This window comes from Oceanibium sediminis (assembly GCF_003265325.1).
GTDB classification, from domain to species: domain Bacteria; phylum Pseudomonadota; class Alphaproteobacteria; order Rhodobacterales; family Rhodobacteraceae; genus Halovulum; species Halovulum sediminis.
Map to the genome: position 1 here is coordinate 271,151 of NZ_QGNX01000001.1, position 13,664 is coordinate 284,814.

A 13,664-nucleotide genomic window follows, 5' to 3' on the forward strand; every position below is an offset into this window, starting at 1 on the left:
GGGGCACTCGGGCAGACCAACGCGGCGCATCCCGGGGCGGGTCATGCCATGACCGCCCCGCAAATCCGCGCCGCAAGGCCAGAGGACCTGAACGCCCTTGCAAGGGTGATCGACGCCGCCTACGCGCCCTTCACGGCCAGCCTGCCCGGCTTGCCGGACATGACCGATGGGCTGGAGGAGGATATCGCCTCACATCCGGTCTTCGTCGCTGAAACCTCTGAAGGTATCGTCGCGGGGATGATCCTGATCCCCGCGACCGATCACCTGAAGCTGGCCAATATCGCCGTTATGCCGGACGCGGCGGGCAAGGGCGTGGCCAGCGCCTTGCTGGCACGGGCAGACGCCGAGGCACGGCAACTGCGCCTGCCCGTTCTGCGGCTGGCCACCCACGTGGCGATGGAGGCCAACCAGCGCTTCTACGCCAAGCGGGGCTGGCGCGAGACCGGCCGCGATGGCCACCGGGTTTTCATGGAAAAGCCCGTTTGAGCTGACCGGCGGACAACCCGCCGCCGGACCTGGCCATCAGCCGTTCTGCTTGGCCAGCAGGTCGCGGATCTCGGCCAGCAGCTCTTCCTGGCTGGGGCCGGCGGGCGGGGGCGCGGGGGGCTCTTCCGCATCGCCGGCGGCGGCGTCTTTCACCCGGTTCACCAGCTTTACCAGCAGGAACACAACGAAGGCGATGATCAGGAAGTTGATCAGCGCGGTGATGAAATTGCCGTAGTTGAAGGTGGCCGCCCCGGCTTCCTGCGCGGCGGCAAGGGTCGCATACTCGCCCCCGTCCAGCGTGATGAAGTAGTTCGAGAAGTCGAGCCCGCCCAGGATCAGCCCGATCAGCGGCTCGATCAGGTCCTTGACCATGGAGCCCACGATCGCCGTGAAAGCCGCGCCGACAATGATCCCGACGGCCATGTCCATCACGTTGCCGCGCGCGATGAAGCTCTTGAATTCCTGTATCATCTTATCCCCTTTCCCGCGCTGCCGCCCAGAACCGGCAGCTTGGCCCAACAGTTTGTCCTGCTGTCAGAAACCCCGAAAAAAGCGCTGTGTCCAGCCCGGCAACAGTCCGTCCCGCGTCATCGGGTTGAAGCCCGTTGCGAAAAGGCACAGGTGATGGGGCTGAACTGCAAGGAGCATGACAATGGCCGATCTTTCCGGATATCCGATCACGCAGCGCTGGCCCGCGAGCAATCCCGATATCCTGCAACTCTATTCCTTCCCCACGCCCAACGGCGTGAAAGTCTCCATCATGCTGGAGGAGATCGGCCTGCCCTACGAGGCGCACCGCGTCACCCTGTCCGACGCGGACGTGAAAAGCCCCGAGTTCCTGTCGCTGAACCCGAACAACAAGATCCCCGCGATCCTCGACCCGCACGGACCGAACGGCAGCCCGGTCGCGCTGTTCGAAAGCGGCGCGATCCTGCTCTACCTGGCGGAAAAGTCGGGCAAGCTGCTGCCCCACGACCCCAACCTGCGGGCCGAGACGCTCAGCTGGCTGATGTTGCAGATGGGCGGCATCGGCCCGATGTTCGGGCAGATCGGCTATTTCCACAAATATGCCGGTAGCGCGATCGAAGACCCCCGCCCCAAGCAGCGCTACGTGGATGAGGGCAAGCGCCTGCTGAGCGTGCTCGACCAGCGGCTCGAGGGGCGTGAATGGCTGATGGGCGACACCTATACGATCGCCGATATCGCCACCTTCCCCTGGGTGCGCAACGTGGACGGCGCCTACGGCGCGCGCGACCTGCTGGAGCTTGAGCGTTTTGCGAACGTCACCCGCTGGTGGAATGCGGCGGCCGAACGCCCGGCATCGGTGCGGGGCCTGGACATCCCGTCGCGCGAGGCGCTGAAGCAGTCGGCCTGATCCCCATGGCCCGCGCCGCCTTGGCGTGGGCCGGTCGCCGCGCTCAGTTGAGCAGGTATTCCCCGTCCACCTTGCGCCACTCTCCCGGGCGGATCAGGTGCTGATGGGTGTAGCGGACCGAGTGCAGCGGGCCGTCAAGCTCGCTGCGCCAGAAGTCGATGAACGCCTTGAGCTTGGGGAATTCCGGCGCGATATCGTAGTTCTGCCAGGTGAAACTTTGCAGCAATGCCCGGGCATCGGGCATGCGGTAAAGGATTTCCGCGGTGATCAGGCCATGACCGGCGAGCATCGCCTCGGTGTCTGCATAAGCTGTCATACAGGGCTCCCTCATGGTGAAAGATACCCCGAATCGTGCCGCGCAAACAGCGGCTTGGCAAGTTAAATTCCGATTTATGCCTTAAATATCAGCATGTTGGCAGCGCCCCGGGTGGAGTGCTGCCAGATCCTTCAGCCCGGCAGCTCGCCCGTCATCACGTAGGCCAGCAGCTGCACGACCTGCGCCGGAGTCTCCGCAACCGCGCTGGAAGCGGCGTTCACTTCCTTCAGCGCATGGGCATGCTCGGGCGGGTGCAGCACGATCAGCGACTTGCCGAGCGCCGCGGCATAACCCGCGTCGAAGGCCGCGTTCCACTGCTTGTACTTGTCCCCGAAACGCACGACGACGACGTCGGCTTCCTCGATCCCCTTGCTGGTGCGGATGCTGTTCAGCAACGCGCCCTTGCGGTCGTGCCAGACCTTTTCCGGCTCCGCCCCGAGGATCGCGACACCGCAATCGTCAGAGGCCGCGTGATCCGTCACCGGAGCCGAGAACGAGATATCCAGCCCCGCTTCCGCGACACCGTCCATGATCTCCTCACGCCAGTTGGTGTGGATTTCGCCGGAAAGATAAACGTTCAGATGCATGGTGTACTTCCTCTCGGTTGGTCACGAAACGCGCAGGCCTTATAGGGCGCGGCGCCGGGTCAGGTCCAGCGCGATGGGCTGAGCCGGCAGATAGGGCGCGCGCCGCTGCACGTCGGTGCAACGTCCCGGACCCGCGGATTTATCCGCGGGCGCGGCCCAACGCGAAAGGGGTCATCGCGCCAGCGATGGCCCCGCCGCGGCGGGAGCCCTGCCCGACGTCAGCTCCGCAGCGTTCCGCCGGTGGCCTTGGCGACATTGCTCACCACCTTGCTCGACACCGCCTCGATCTGCTTGTCGGTCAGGGTGCCGGCGGTCGGCTCCAGCCGCACCGCGATGGCGATGGACTTCTTGCCCGCGCCCATCTGCGCCTCCGCCCGCTCGCCGGTGAAGACGTCAAAGACGCTGACATCGGCGATCAGCGCCTTGTCCGCGCCCAGCGCGGCACGCAGCAGCGCCTCGGAGTCCACGTCCTGGTCGACGACGAAGGCGAAGTCACGTTCGACCGCCTGGAAGTCCGAAACCTCCAGCGCGGGGCGGGTCTTCGTCGCCTTCTTCGGCATCGGGATGCTGGCGGGGAAGACGGTGAAGGCCACCGCCGGTCCCTTCACGTCCAGCGCGCTCAGCACCGCGGGGTGCAGCTCTCCGAACACCGCCAGCGGGGTCTTCGGCCCAAGGCTCAGCACGCCCGAGCGTCCGGGGTGGAACCAGTCCGGCGCGCTGCGCAACGTCATCAGCTTCGCGGGCGCGCCCAGTGCCGCCAGCAGTGCCAGCGCGTCGGCCTTCGCGTCGAAAACGTCCACCGCCCGGCGCGCGCCGAAGGGGTCGCGCGGACCCGTGTGCCCGACCCGCAGGCCGGTGGCGGCGACGCCCTGGTCCTCCGGCTCACCGCCGGACCAGACCGGGCCGACCTCGAACAGGCCCAGGTCCATGAAGCCGCGCGCCTGGTTCCGCGCCACCGCCTGCAACAGGCCCGGCAGCAGCGACGGGCGCATGTGGCTCATCTCCGACGAAATCGGGTTGCCGACGCTGACCGCGTCCGAGCCGCCGCCGAACAGCGCGGCGCTTTTCTGGTCGATGAAGGAATAGGTGACGCATTCGTTCAGCCCCAGTGCCGCGATCTGGCGCCGCGCGATGCTGTCGCGCTTTTGCGCCGGCGTCAGCAGCGGGCGGGTTACACCGGGATTGCGCGGCATCGGCCGCCCCTCCAGCCGGGTCAGCGAGGTGACGCGCGCCACTTCCTCGACCAGGTCCGCCTCGCCCTGCACATCCGGCCGCCAACTTGGCACCCAGACCTCGAAACCATTCGCTTCCTTGGCGACCCCGAAGCCGAGGCTGGTCAGGATACGCACCTGCTCCTCAGCCGTGATGTCCATGCCTACGAGGCTCGACACCCGCTTGGCATCCAAGCTGTAGCAGCGCGACGTATCGGGCACCGCACCGGCGGTGAACACCTCGGACGGGGTGCCGCCGCAAAGCTCCAGGATCAGCCGCGTCGCCATCTCGATCCCGTCGGGCGTGAAGGCCGGATCGATCCCCCGCTCGAAGCGATAGCGCGCGTCGGAGTTGACCTTCAGCGCGCGCCCGGTCTGCGCGGTCCGGTTCGGGTCGAAATAGGCCCCTTCGAGGAAGACGTTCACCGTCTCCTCCGTGCAGCCAGAGGCGATGCCGCCCATTACGCCGCCAATGGATTCCACGCCGTTGTCGTCGGCGATCACCGTCTCGCCCCCGGTGAAGGTGTAGGACTTGTCATCGAGCGCGGCGATCGTCTCACCCGGCTTCGCGGCCCGCACCACCAGGTTGCCGGCCACCTTGTCTGCGTCGAACACGTGCAGCGGGCGGTTGCGATCGAAAGTCATCAGGTTGGTGATGTCCACCAGCGCCGAGATCGGGCGCAACCCGATGGCGCGCAGCCGCTTCTGCAACCACTCGGGCGAGGGGCCGTTCTTCACGCCCCGGATCACGCGGCCCATGAACAGAGGGCAGGCTTCCTCGGCGATCCCCTCGTCGAGGATCACCTCGATCGGGCAGGGGAATTCCCCCTTCACCGGCGCGATCGGGCTGGTGACCAGCTTGCCGAGGCCCCGCGCGGCCAGGTCACGCGCGATCCCCGCCACGCCCAGCGCATCGGGGCGGTTCGGGGTGATCGCGATCTCGATCACCGGGTCGTTGGCGTTCACATGGTCGATGTAGCGCGTGCCGAGCGGCGCGTCCGCGTCAAGTTCGACAATCCCGTCATGGGCGTCCGACAACTCCATCTCACGCTCGGACAGCATCATGCCGTGGCTTTCTACGCCGCGGATCTTGCCGACCTGGATCGTGGTGTCGATGCCCGGGATGTAGGCGCCGGGATGGGCCACCACGACCTTGATGCCCGCCCGCGCGTTCGGCGCGCCGCAGACGATCTGCTTCTCGCCCTGGTCGGTCAGAACCTGGCAGACGCGCAGCCGGTCCGCATCGGGGTGCTGCTCGGCGCGCAACACCTCGCCGATGGTAAAGGCGCCCAGGCGTTCGGCGGGGTCCTCGACCCCCTCCACCTCAAGACCGAGGTCGGTCAGCGCGTCGAGGATCTGCTCCAGCGACGTGTCGGTTTCCAGGTGCTCTTTCAGCCACGACAGGGTGAATTTCATCGATCCGCCTATTCTGGGTCAGCTACGGGACGCGGGCCTTCTACCCCAGTTCGCCCGTGAAGGGGAAGGCCCGGCGCACGGGCCGGGCGCGATTGGCCCGCGCAGGGCGGCGCGCGCGCGATGACCCGCCCGCTTGCGCGCCCCCTGCGCCCGTGGCACTCAGGGACCGCAGATCCGAAGGACGTTCCGAAACCCGATGAGCGATGCACCCACGCAAGGCCGCCGTAAGGCGATTCCCGATCATCCGGCGGTGTTTCGCTTCCTGTCGGGCCACGGGCTGCCGGGCGGGCCGCCGCCCCATCCCGGCCCCGCGACGGTGTTTCTGCATATCCCCAAGACCGGCGGCACGTTCCTGACCGACCTGATCCTGCACAACCTGCAGGAACGGGACCAGCCGGACCTGTTCTACGCGCCGCACTGGATGAGCGCGGCGCGCACCGGACGGATCTTCGGACCCGACCGGCGGCTCGCGCTGATCCTGCGCGACCCCGTGGCGCGGTTCCGCTCCGCCTGGGATTCGCGCCTCGCCAGGGGACGCCCCGCCTATGACACTCCCTGGAGCGCGGCCGAGGAAAAGGTCTTCGCCCGCTACCCCACCCTCCGGCACTTCCTGCGAGAGGCAGTACACCCGAACCCGCGCACCCGGCGCCGCGCCCTGAAACTGATGAACGGCATGGCGCTGGTGCCGCGCGGCTATGCCCACGCCTTCGGCTCGGCGCGCAAGGCACAGGCGCTGCTGCCCAACATCACCGTCTGCCTGCCGCTCGAAAAACTCGCGCCCAACCTCGACCAGGTGATGCACGGCCTCGGGTTCGCGGAGTACACCCTCGCCCCCGACCTGGCGGAAAACCGCGCCAGCACCCGCGCCACCCCGCTTTCGGCACTGGACAAACGCCTGCTCGCCTGGCTCCTGCGCGAGGACATCCGCATCCACAAACTGCTGATGCGCCACGCCCGGACCCTGCACGACCTGTAACTCCAAAGTCTTCAAATATCCCCGCCGGAGGCCCCCGCCCGCCCCTTGCGCCACGCCGGCCTATCGCCCAGAACCGATCCCATGAGACGTTTTGGCCAAGCCCCCCGCCCCGGCATCCGCTATATCACCCGACCCGGTGCCTACGCGCTGATCCGACGGGGGCGGTCGCTACTTGTCACCGAGCAATCCAGTCCTTGGCCCGAAATCCAGCTTCCCGGCGGCGGTATCGACCCCGGCGAAACCCCGATCGAGGCGCTGCAACGCGAGGCGCTGGAGGAAACCGGCTGGCGGTTGCGCGTGCTGCGCAAGCTCGGCGTCTACCAGCGCTACACCTACATGCCCGACTACGGGATCGAGGCGCGCAAGATCTGCCACATCTACCTTTGCGCGCCGGGCCTGCACCTCGGCCCGCCGTCGGAACCCGGGCACCGGGCGTTCTGGATGGACGGGCTGGCGGCGGCAGAGGCGCTGGCCAGTCCCGGCGACGCCTGGTACGCGGCACGCGCCCTGCGCTGAGGCGTGACGCCCAGCGCCGGTTCACATGTTGCGAAGCGCCGCGATCAGTTCGTCCTTGGTCATGTCCGAGCGCCCCTCGATGTCCAGCTCCTGCGCGCGCTCATAAAGCGCATCGCGGGTCCATTCCTCGTAAGGGGCGGCCTGCCCCCCCTTTTTCGCGGGGGACTGGTCCTCGCTGGCCTGGGCGTTCGCGATACGCGCCGCCTTTTCCTTTGACGCGCCCTCTTCGCGCAGGGCGTCATAGGTATCGTCATCCTTGATGGTGGGGCCGTGTTTCTTGCTCATGTCGGATCCTTTCGCTCTGCTTTGAAAACCTCCAAGGTCGGCGATGGGTTCCTTTTTCGCGCCTCACAGCCGCCGCAGCGCCGCCTCCAGGCGCTCCAGGAAGCGGCTGCGGTCGCCCTTGGAAAAGGGCCGACCACCGCCCTGCAGGAACGGGTCGGCAGCGCGCAGGTCGGCCATCAGGTCGCGTGTCGCAAGGCGCTGGCCGATGTTCTTCGCGTCCAGCTCCTCGCCCGCGTGGGTCAGCACGCGGCCGCCCGCCTCGATACAGCGCGCGGCAAGGGGCAGATCGCCGGTGATGCAGATGTCGCCTTTGCCGATCCGCTCGGCGATCCACATGTCCGCCTCGTCCGGGCCGGCGGCGACGACCACCACCTCGACCAGCGGATCCGGGTTCGGGCGCAGCCCGCCGTTGCACACCATCTTGACGGGATGCTTGTGACGGCTGGCCACGCGCAGCACCTCGTCCTTCACGGGGCAGGCGTCGGCATCGACATAGATCGTCATCGCGCGCCCCTCAGGAAACCAGGCCAATCGCCAACGACAGGGTGACGATGCTGATGACCGTCGACACCAGGATCGCCGAGGAGACCCGCATCGGCGCGACACCGTAGTGCTGCGCGATGATGAAGATGTTTCCCGCGACGGGCATCGCAGCGCTCGCGATCATCACCGCGACGATGGGCCCCGGCAACTGGAACACCAGGATCGCGAAGATCGCGACGGCCAGCGGGTGCAGGATCAGCTTCGCGCTGCTCAGCCAGAGCGCGACCGAAAACCGTTCCGCCGACTTGTCCGCAAGCGACGCGCCGATGGCGAACAGCGCGCAAGGGGTGGCGGCCCCGCCCAGCAGGTCAAGGAATTCCTGCCCCGCGCCGGGGATCGGAAGGGCGAGGTAGGACCACAGCAGCCCCACCGCGATGGACATGATCATCGGGTTCTTCACCAGCCCCATGGCGACCGAGGCGAACACCGAAAGCCGAAGCCTCCCTTCGCGTGACGCGACGATTATCGCCACGATCAGCGAGCCGAAGACAATCAGGTCCACCGCCAGCATCATCATTACCGGCCCCGCGGCCATCGGGCCAAGCAGGATCACCAGCATCGGCAGGCCAAGGAAACCGACGTTCCCGATCACGCCGCACTGCGCCTCGACCGCCGCTTCGGCGAAACCGGTGCCCCGGCGCAGCGCCACGATGGTAACCAGAACGTAGACGATGCCCGTGGCGTAAAGGTAGGCCAGCGCCAGTTCCGGGTTGAAGATCTGCTCGAACGGCAGGGTAGAGGCGAAGTTGAACAGCATCGCCGACAGCGCGAAATAGAAAACGAACTTCGTCAGATGCGCGACGGCTTCGCCCCGGAACAACCCCGACCGCGCGGCCCCGTAACCGGTGCCGATCAACAGGAAGAACGGCACGATCTTGAGGAAGATTTCGATCATCTACCGGCTTCTGCCGGTTTTCGGCGCGACACGGATGTAATGCGCATTTCCTTCCGAGCGGGTTTCCAGCGACTTCATCGCCCTGATCAGGTCCAGCAGCTTTCGGTGCCCCCATGTGCGCGGATCGAAATCCGGGTAGCGTTTGGACAGCTGCATGCCCACACGGCCCAGTTCGGCCCAGCCGGCGTCATCCTCGACATCGCCGAGCGCACTACGCACAAGCTGTTCGCCAGCAGATAGCGATTCTGCCTTCGGCTTGGCCTCGGCCGCTGGGGCCGCCGCGCCGAGGTTCTCGATATAGATGAAGCGCTTGCAGGCCATGCGGAAAGCCTCGGGCGTCTTCTTCTGGCCGATGCCGTAGACGTCGTTGCCGTGCTCGCGGATGCGCTGCGCCAGCCTGGTGAAATCGCTGTCCGAGCTGACCAGCACGAAGCCGTCAAAGCGGCCCGTATGCAGCAGGTCCATCGCGTCGATCACCAGCGCGATGTCGCTGGCGTTCTTGCCCACGGTATTGGCCGGCTGATGGTGCGGCACGATCCCAAGCGCCGCCTGCGCGTTGGACCAGCCCTTCATGGTGGAGGAGGAAAAGTCGCCGTAGATCCGCCGGACCGAGGCTTCGCCGAGCGACGCGATTTCCTCAAAGATCGCGTCGGCGGCCTTGTAGGACGTGTTGTCGGCGTCGATCAGCACCGCAAGCAGAGGGGTTTCGTTGGTACTCATGGGTGGTCAGCTTCCCCGATAGTCGGCGCAGGCACGGTCCCCGTGCAGGGTTGCGGCCAGTTCGCGGGCCGCCGTGATATCTCCCATGTTGATCTGCCCGACGCCACCCTTGATCACCTCCATCACGACCGGACTCATCAGGACGTGACCGCACACGATCATGTCCAGCTTCAGGCCGATCGAGGCGGCGGTCAGCTGCTCCAGTGAATAGGAGGGGGCTTCGGCGAAGCGGAAGAAGACGACCGCGCCGGGAAAAACCTCCTCCGCCTCGACTTGCAGGATCTGGTCGGGCGAGACGTTGAAGCCCTGCCCGTCCACCGCCAATCTCAACACCGGGTCCGCGGCAGCCGGGGCCGCCGCGGACACAAGCGCCAGGATGGCGGCGGCGCGGATCAATACACCACGACCGCGCGGATGCTCTCGCCCGCGTGCATCAGGTCGAAGCCCTTGTTGATGTCCTCCAGGCCCATGGTGTGGGTGATCATCGGGTCGATCTCGATCTTGCCGTCCATGTACCAGTCCACGATCTTGGGCACGTCCGTGCGGCCCCGCGCACCGCCGAAGGCGGTGCCGCGCCAGACGCGGCCGGTGACCAACTGGAACGGGCGGGTCGAGATCTCGGCCCCGGCGGGGGCGACGCCGATGATGACGCTTTCGCCCCAGCCCTTGTGCGCGGATTCCAGCGCCGTGCGCATCACGTTGACGTTTCCGGTGGCATCAAAGGTATAGTCCGCGCCGCCCTTGGTCAGGTTCACCAGGTAGGGGACGAGGTCGCCCTCGACCTCGGTCGGGTTGACGAAATCGGTCATGCCGAAGCGCGTCGCCATTTCGACTTTGGCGGGGTTCACGTCGACGCCGACGATCTGGTCCGCACCGGCCAGCCGCAGGCCCTGGATCACGTTCAGCCCGATGCCGCCCAGTCCGAAGACGATGGCGCGCGAGCCGATTTCCACCTTGGCGGTATTGATCACCGCGCCGATGCCCGTGGTCACACCGCAGCCGATGTAGCAGATCTTGTCGAAGGGGGCGTCCTCACGCACCTTGGCAAGGGCGATTTCCGGCACGACCGTATGGTTGGCGAAGGTCGAGCAGCCCATGTAGTGGAAGATCGGGTCGCCATCCAGCGTCTTGAACCGGCTGGTCCCGTCAGGCATCAGCCCCTGCCCCTGGGTGGAGCGGATCTTCTGGCACAGGTTCGTCTTGGGGTTCAGGCAGTATTCACACTCACGGCATTCGGGCGTGTAGAGCGGGATCACGTGGTCCCCCTTCTTCAGCGTCGTCACGCCGGGGCCCACGTCCACCACCACGCCGGCACCCTCATGGCCGAGGATCGCGGGGAAGATCCCCTCGGGGTCCGCGCCGGAGCGGGTGAACTCGTCGGTGTGGCAAATGCCGGTCGCCTTCATTTCGACCAGCACTTCGCCTTCGCGGGGGCCGTCAAGCTCCACCTCGGCAATTTCAAGGGGCGCCCCGGCTCGGGTGGCAATGGCGGCTCGGGTTCTCATCGGCTTTCTCCGCTTGGAATTCTCAGGGTTACGACACTGCCGCGCATGGCGGTTTTTTGCAAGCAGACGCAAGGCGCTTCGGAAAAAGCGCCCCGCGCGCGACGGAGTTTGCGCCCCGCCCCGTATGACATTTCAAGCGCGGCCCGAACCTGCCAGCGCGACGAGGCACCAACCCAGGATGGAAACAATGAAACTTACCTCAAAACTCGCCATTGCCCTTGGCGCGACCGCGCTGACCCTTGGAACGCTGAGCTACGCCACCGCGCAGCCGGGCGACGGCCACGCCCGGATGGAACGCGGCGAACGGCACGGCGACGGGCACGGCGGCCAGTACATGCAGGCCCGCCAGCACCGGGGCGATTCCGATCGCGGCATGGGCCGGATGCGCGGCTTCCTCGAGGCGTTCGACGCGGATGGCGACGGCGGCCTGACCCAGGAAGAAATCGACACCGCCCGCGCCGAGCGGCTGGCGGAATTCGACACGGACGGCGACGGCAGCCTCAGCCTGTCCGAGTTCGAGGCCCTGTGGCTGGACGCCATGCGTGAGCGCATGGTCGATCAGTTCCAGCGCCACGACGACGACGGCGACGGTCAGGTCACCGCCGAAGAGTTCGGCGAGCGCTTCAAGGGCATCGTGGCCGCGCGCGACACCAATGGCGACGGCGTGCTGAACGCCGACGACATGCGCCGGGGGCCGCGCCGCGCGCCCGCCGAGTAACCGCCGGAATCAGGCGGCCAGGTCCGCGCGGGTGCGCTCCAGCATCCGCGCGGCATCACCCGCCTCGCGGCCCTTTTCCACGAAATGCGCGCGGAAGATGTCCCGGTGATGCGGGGTGTCGTGATAGTGGTGCGGCGTGAGCGAGACCGACAGGATCGGCACCCCCGTCTCAAGCCCCGCCTGCATCAGCCCGTTGACCACGGCCTGCGCCACGAACTCATGGCGATAGATCCCCCCGTCGACCACCAGCGCCGCCGCCGCGACGGCCGCGTACTGGCCGGAGGCGGCAAGCTTCTTGGCCAGCAACGGCATCTCGAACGCGCCGGGGACGTCGAAGACATCCACCTGCGACGCGGGGATGATCTGGGTGAAGCCGACCAGCGCCTGGTCGACGATCTCGCTGTGCCAGCGGGCCTTGATGAAGGCATATCGCTGGGCGGAGGTGCCGGGCTGACCGGCAAGCGCGTTGGGATGTGTCATAATTTATCACCTCATGCAGTCGACACGAACCCACGGGCGATCACGATCACACCGCTGCCTGGGGCGTTTCGGCCCCGCGCCAGCGCGTGATGCGTTCTCTCTCATCCGGACTGTGACCGTCGGCTCAGGAATTACACCTGATCTGCTGACCCCCGGCAAACCGGGGCGCTCGCGGGCTTGGGGCGCACCCCTTACCGCCGGTGGGGAATTTCGCCCCGCCCTGAGAACGCTAGTGTTGTGCATGATCGCCGCACATGGGGCAAGCCCTTAGGGGACCCGCGGTCAATCCGGGTCGACCGAGCTGCGCAGCGCCTTGATCTGCCCGCGCTTGGTCTTCGATTCCAGCCGGCGGCGTTTCGAGCCGAGCGTGGGGCGCGTCGGAATCCGCTTCTTCGGCCGCTCCAGCGCTTTCAGGATAAGCGCCTTCAGCCGCTCGCGCGCCTCCTCGCGGTTGCGGGCCTGGGTGCGGTGGGTGTCCACCTGCAGGATCAGCGCGCCTTCCTTGGTCCATCGCCGCCCCGCCAGGCGGCGCAGGCGGGACTTGACGGGCGGCGGCAGGTTGGGCGAGCGCTCCGCCTCGAAGCGCAATTCGACGGCGCTGGCAACCTTGTTCACGTTCTGCCCGCCGGGCCCCGAGGCCCGCACGAAGCTTTCCGTCAGCTCCCACTCGGCGATTTCGATCTGGTCGTTGATGCGCATCGCATCCCTTCCGTTTCGCAGCCCCTGCCCGGCCGCCTTTCCCGTCGTTTCGCCTCATTAACGCAGAACAGGCCGCATGTTTCCATGCGGCCTGCCCAAATTTCGTGTCGTTTTGGAGGGTGATCTGGCAGGCCGTACCTTAAGCGGTGCGCAGCCCGCTGCCGGATCTGTCCGTCAGAGCGCGTGCTCCTGCTTGAACCCGATCATCTTCTCCAAAATCACACTCGACATTGGATCACCTCCTTCCAGTTGTTGCGGTTGAGGAAGAGGGTGCCACAGTATCTGCGATTGTCAAAGGTTTTCTGCAGGGCGCAGACGAACCACCAGCGCGCGAAACGGGACCAGCGCGACCAGCGCCACGGCCAGCTTCACGCCGAAATCCGCCACCGCAAGGGACACCCAGAGCGGCGCGACGGGACCAAGACCCAGCATCGGCACGGGCTCATTCGCCCAGGCGACGGCCTCCACCGGGCCGAGGAAGGTCACGCCGGCCGAGAACGCAAGCCCGAAGAACAGCATCGTATCCAGCGCGCCCCCGATGACCGAGCTGGTCAGCGGCGCGCTCCACCAGGCGCGATTGCGCAGGGCGGTGAAAATGCCGATGTCGAGCATCTGCGCGACCAGGAACGCGGTGCCGGAGGCGACAGCGATACGCGCGGACACCAGCGCGCCGAATTCGCCCTGGATCTGGCTGCCGATCAGCGAACACAGCACGCCGACGCCGAAGCCCACCAGCACCACCTTGCGCGCGGCGGCCGTGCCGTAAAGGCGGTTCATGAGGTCCGTGACGAGGAACGCCAGCGGATAGGTGAACGCCCCCCAGGTCAGCCAGTCGCCATAGAGGAACTGGACAAGAATGTTGGAGGCCACGACGATCGCGGCCATGGCGATTACGCCGGCAAGAATACCCCTGGTCATGATGTTTTTCCGTTTTTT

General features: G+C 66.7%; 18 protein-coding genes and 1 riboswitch. Of the genes, 5 read left to right on the forward strand and 13 right to left on the reverse strand.

Features of this window, described 5'->3' with window-relative positions; genetic code table 11:
* Positions 1-48: 48 nt before the first annotated feature.
* Positions 49-486, forward strand: a complete 438-nt coding sequence (locus tag DJ029_RS01345) for a GNAT family N-acetyltransferase (protein ID WP_112320526.1) — start codon at positions 49-51, stop codon at positions 484-486.
* A gap of 36 nt (positions 487-522) precedes the next feature.
* Here DJ029_RS01345 and mscL read toward each other — a convergent pair whose 3' ends face one another.
* Positions 523-957: a large conductance mechanosensitive channel protein MscL gene (gene mscL, locus DJ029_RS01350; RefSeq protein WP_112320527.1), complete on the reverse strand. Its 435-nt coding sequence runs from the start codon at positions 955-957 to the stop codon at positions 523-525.
* 181 nt (positions 958-1,138) lie between these two features.
* On the opposite strand from mscL, the gene DJ029_RS01355 reads away from it, so the two are divergent.
* Positions 1,139-1,861, forward strand: coding sequence for a glutathione S-transferase N-terminal domain-containing protein (locus tag DJ029_RS01355; RefSeq protein ID WP_112320528.1), 723 nt, complete (start codon positions 1,139-1,141; stop codon positions 1,859-1,861).
* A 43-nt stretch (positions 1,862-1,904) separates the two neighbouring features.
* Here DJ029_RS01355 and DJ029_RS01360 read toward each other — a convergent pair whose 3' ends face one another.
* The 3 genes from DJ029_RS01360 to pheT form a co-directional block, all read right to left on the reverse strand.
* Complete coding sequence (locus tag DJ029_RS01360) at positions 1,905-2,177, reverse strand: usg protein (RefSeq protein WP_112320529.1); 273 nt, start codon at positions 2,175-2,177, stop codon at positions 1,905-1,907.
* A 131-nt stretch (positions 2,178-2,308) separates the two neighbouring features.
* Positions 2,309-2,764, reverse strand: coding sequence for a YtoQ family protein (locus DJ029_RS01365; RefSeq protein WP_112320530.1), 456 nt, complete (start codon positions 2,762-2,764; stop codon positions 2,309-2,311).
* 218 nt (positions 2,765-2,982) lie between these two features.
* A complete protein-coding gene (gene pheT, locus DJ029_RS01370; RefSeq protein ID WP_112320531.1) occupies positions 2,983-5,391 on the reverse strand; it encodes a phenylalanine--tRNA ligase subunit beta in 2,409 nt (802 codons plus the stop codon).
* A gap of 196 nt (positions 5,392-5,587) precedes the next feature.
* Here pheT and DJ029_RS01375 point away from each other — a divergent pair, with 196 nt between their 5' ends.
* Both DJ029_RS01375 and DJ029_RS01380 read left to right on the forward strand, forming a co-directional pair.
* Positions 5,588-6,367 carry a hypothetical protein gene (locus DJ029_RS01375; protein WP_112320532.1) on the forward strand — a complete coding sequence of 260 codons (780 nt, stop codon included), beginning with the start codon at positions 5,588-5,590 and terminating at the stop codon, positions 6,365-6,367.
* 81 nt (positions 6,368-6,448) lie between these two features.
* Positions 6,449-6,883: an NUDIX domain-containing protein gene (locus DJ029_RS01380; RefSeq protein WP_112320533.1), complete on the forward strand. Its 435-nt coding sequence runs from the start codon at positions 6,449-6,451 to the stop codon at positions 6,881-6,883.
* A gap of 21 nt (positions 6,884-6,904) precedes the next feature.
* On the opposite strand, the gene DJ029_RS01385 is transcribed toward DJ029_RS01380, so the two are convergent.
* The 6 genes from DJ029_RS01385 to DJ029_RS01410 all read right to left on the reverse strand — a co-directional run bounded on the left by DJ029_RS01385 (position 6,905) and on the right by DJ029_RS01410 (position 10,831).
* The gene (locus DJ029_RS01385) at positions 6,905-7,168 is read right to left on the reverse strand and encodes a DUF7218 family protein (RefSeq protein WP_112320534.1); all 264 of its coding nucleotides are present in this window, start codon (positions 7,166-7,168) and stop codon (positions 6,905-6,907) included.
* A 63-nt stretch (positions 7,169-7,231) separates the two neighbouring features.
* Positions 7,232-7,672 carry a YaiI/YqxD family protein gene (locus DJ029_RS01390; protein ID WP_112320535.1) on the reverse strand — a complete coding sequence of 147 codons (441 nt, stop codon included), beginning with the start codon at positions 7,670-7,672 and terminating at the stop codon, positions 7,232-7,234.
* Between the two features lie 10 nt (positions 7,673-7,682).
* Complete coding sequence (locus DJ029_RS01395) at positions 7,683-8,606, reverse strand: AEC family transporter (protein ID WP_112320536.1); 924 nt, start codon at positions 8,604-8,606, stop codon at positions 7,683-7,685.
* Positions 8,607-9,326 carry an NYN domain-containing protein gene (locus DJ029_RS01400; protein WP_112320537.1) on the reverse strand — a complete coding sequence of 240 codons (720 nt, stop codon included), beginning with the start codon at positions 9,324-9,326 and terminating at the stop codon, positions 8,607-8,609. It lies immediately after the preceding gene.
* A gap of 6 nt (positions 9,327-9,332) precedes the next feature.
* Complete coding sequence (locus DJ029_RS01405) at positions 9,333-9,722, reverse strand: SecDF P1 head subdomain-containing protein (protein ID WP_112320538.1); 390 nt, start codon at positions 9,720-9,722, stop codon at positions 9,333-9,335.
* Positions 9,719-10,831, reverse strand: coding sequence for an S-(hydroxymethyl)glutathione dehydrogenase/class III alcohol dehydrogenase (locus DJ029_RS01410; protein WP_112320539.1), 1,113 nt, complete (start codon positions 10,829-10,831; stop codon positions 9,719-9,721). Before DJ029_RS01410 ends, DJ029_RS01405 begins: the two co-directional genes overlap by 4 nt.
* 187 nt (positions 10,832-11,018) lie before the next feature.
* On the opposite strand from DJ029_RS01410, the gene DJ029_RS01415 reads away from it, so the two are divergent.
* Complete coding sequence (locus tag DJ029_RS01415) at positions 11,019-11,549, forward strand: EF-hand domain-containing protein (protein ID WP_112320540.1); 531 nt, start codon at positions 11,019-11,021, stop codon at positions 11,547-11,549.
* 9 nt (positions 11,550-11,558) lie between these two features.
* Here the strand turns inward: DJ029_RS01415 and DJ029_RS01420 are convergent, their stop codons facing one another.
* From DJ029_RS01420 to DJ029_RS01430, 3 genes are all read right to left on the reverse strand, one after another.
* Complete coding sequence (locus DJ029_RS01420) at positions 11,559-12,029, reverse strand: 6,7-dimethyl-8-ribityllumazine synthase (RefSeq protein ID WP_112320541.1); 471 nt, start codon at positions 12,027-12,029, stop codon at positions 11,559-11,561.
* A gap of 89 nt (positions 12,030-12,118) precedes the next feature.
* A riboswitch (FMN riboswitch) is annotated at positions 12,119-12,261 on the reverse strand.
* A 50-nt stretch (positions 12,262-12,311) separates the two neighbouring features.
* Positions 12,312-12,728: an alternative ribosome rescue aminoacyl-tRNA hydrolase ArfB gene (gene arfB / locus DJ029_RS01425; RefSeq protein ID WP_112320542.1), complete on the reverse strand. Its 417-nt coding sequence runs from the start codon at positions 12,726-12,728 to the stop codon at positions 12,312-12,314.
* Positions 12,729-13,019: 291 nt separating this feature from the next.
* Positions 13,020-13,646 (reverse strand): queuosine precursor transporter, encoded by a 627-nt coding sequence (locus DJ029_RS01430; RefSeq protein ID WP_112320543.1) that lies wholly within the window; start codon positions 13,644-13,646, stop codon positions 13,020-13,022.
* Positions 13,647-13,664: the final 18 nt, after the last annotated feature.

Excerpts from the sequence above, each read along its gene's own strand:
- DJ029_RS01420 (WP_112320541.1), bottom strand. The coding sequence starts at position 12,029 with ATGACACATCCCAACGCGCTTGCCGGTCAGCCCGGCACCTCCGCCCAG.
- DJ029_RS01415 (WP_112320540.1), top strand. The coding sequence starts at position 11,019 with ATGAAACTTACCTCAAAACTCGCCATTGCCCTTGGCGCGACCGCGCTG.
- DJ029_RS01395 (WP_112320536.1), bottom strand. The coding sequence starts at position 8,606 with ATGATCGAAATCTTCCTCAAGATCGTGCCGTTCTTCCTGTTGATCGGC.
- pheT (WP_112320531.1), bottom strand. The coding sequence starts at position 5,391 with ATGAAATTCACCCTGTCGTGGCTGAAAGAGCACCTGGAAACCGACACG.
- DJ029_RS01390 (WP_112320535.1), bottom strand. The coding sequence starts at position 7,672 with ATGACGATCTATGTCGATGCCGACGCCTGCCCCGTGAAGGACGAGGTG.
- DJ029_RS01360 (WP_112320529.1), bottom strand. The coding sequence starts at position 2,177 with ATGACAGCTTATGCAGACACCGAGGCGATGCTCGCCGGTCATGGCCTG.
- DJ029_RS01410 (WP_112320539.1), bottom strand. The coding sequence starts at position 10,831 with ATGAGAACCCGAGCCGCCATTGCCACCCGAGCCGGGGCGCCCCTTGAA.
- DJ029_RS01355 (WP_112320528.1), top strand. The coding sequence starts at position 1,139 with ATGGCCGATCTTTCCGGATATCCGATCACGCAGCGCTGGCCCGCGAGC.
- DJ029_RS01345 (WP_112320526.1), top strand. The coding sequence starts at position 49 with ATGACCGCCCCGCAAATCCGCGCCGCAAGGCCAGAGGACCTGAACGCC.
- DJ029_RS01430 (WP_112320543.1), bottom strand. The coding sequence starts at position 13,646 with ATGACCAGGGGTATTCTTGCCGGCGTAATCGCCATGGCCGCGATCGTC.
- mscL (WP_112320527.1), bottom strand. The coding sequence starts at position 957 with ATGATACAGGAATTCAAGAGCTTCATCGCGCGCGGCAACGTGATGGAC.
- DJ029_RS01385 (WP_112320534.1), bottom strand. The coding sequence starts at position 7,168 with ATGAGCAAGAAACACGGCCCCACCATCAAGGATGACGATACCTATGAC.
- DJ029_RS01365 (WP_112320530.1), bottom strand. The coding sequence starts at position 2,764 with ATGCATCTGAACGTTTATCTTTCCGGCGAAATCCACACCAACTGGCGT.
- DJ029_RS01375 (WP_112320532.1), top strand. The coding sequence starts at position 5,588 with ATGAGCGATGCACCCACGCAAGGCCGCCGTAAGGCGATTCCCGATCAT.
- arfB (WP_112320542.1), bottom strand. The coding sequence starts at position 12,728 with ATGCGCATCAACGACCAGATCGAAATCGCCGAGTGGGAGCTGACGGAA.
- DJ029_RS01380 (WP_112320533.1), top strand. The coding sequence starts at position 6,449 with ATGAGACGTTTTGGCCAAGCCCCCCGCCCCGGCATCCGCTATATCACC.
- DJ029_RS01400 (WP_112320537.1), bottom strand. The coding sequence starts at position 9,326 with ATGAGTACCAACGAAACCCCTCTGCTTGCGGTGCTGATCGACGCCGAC.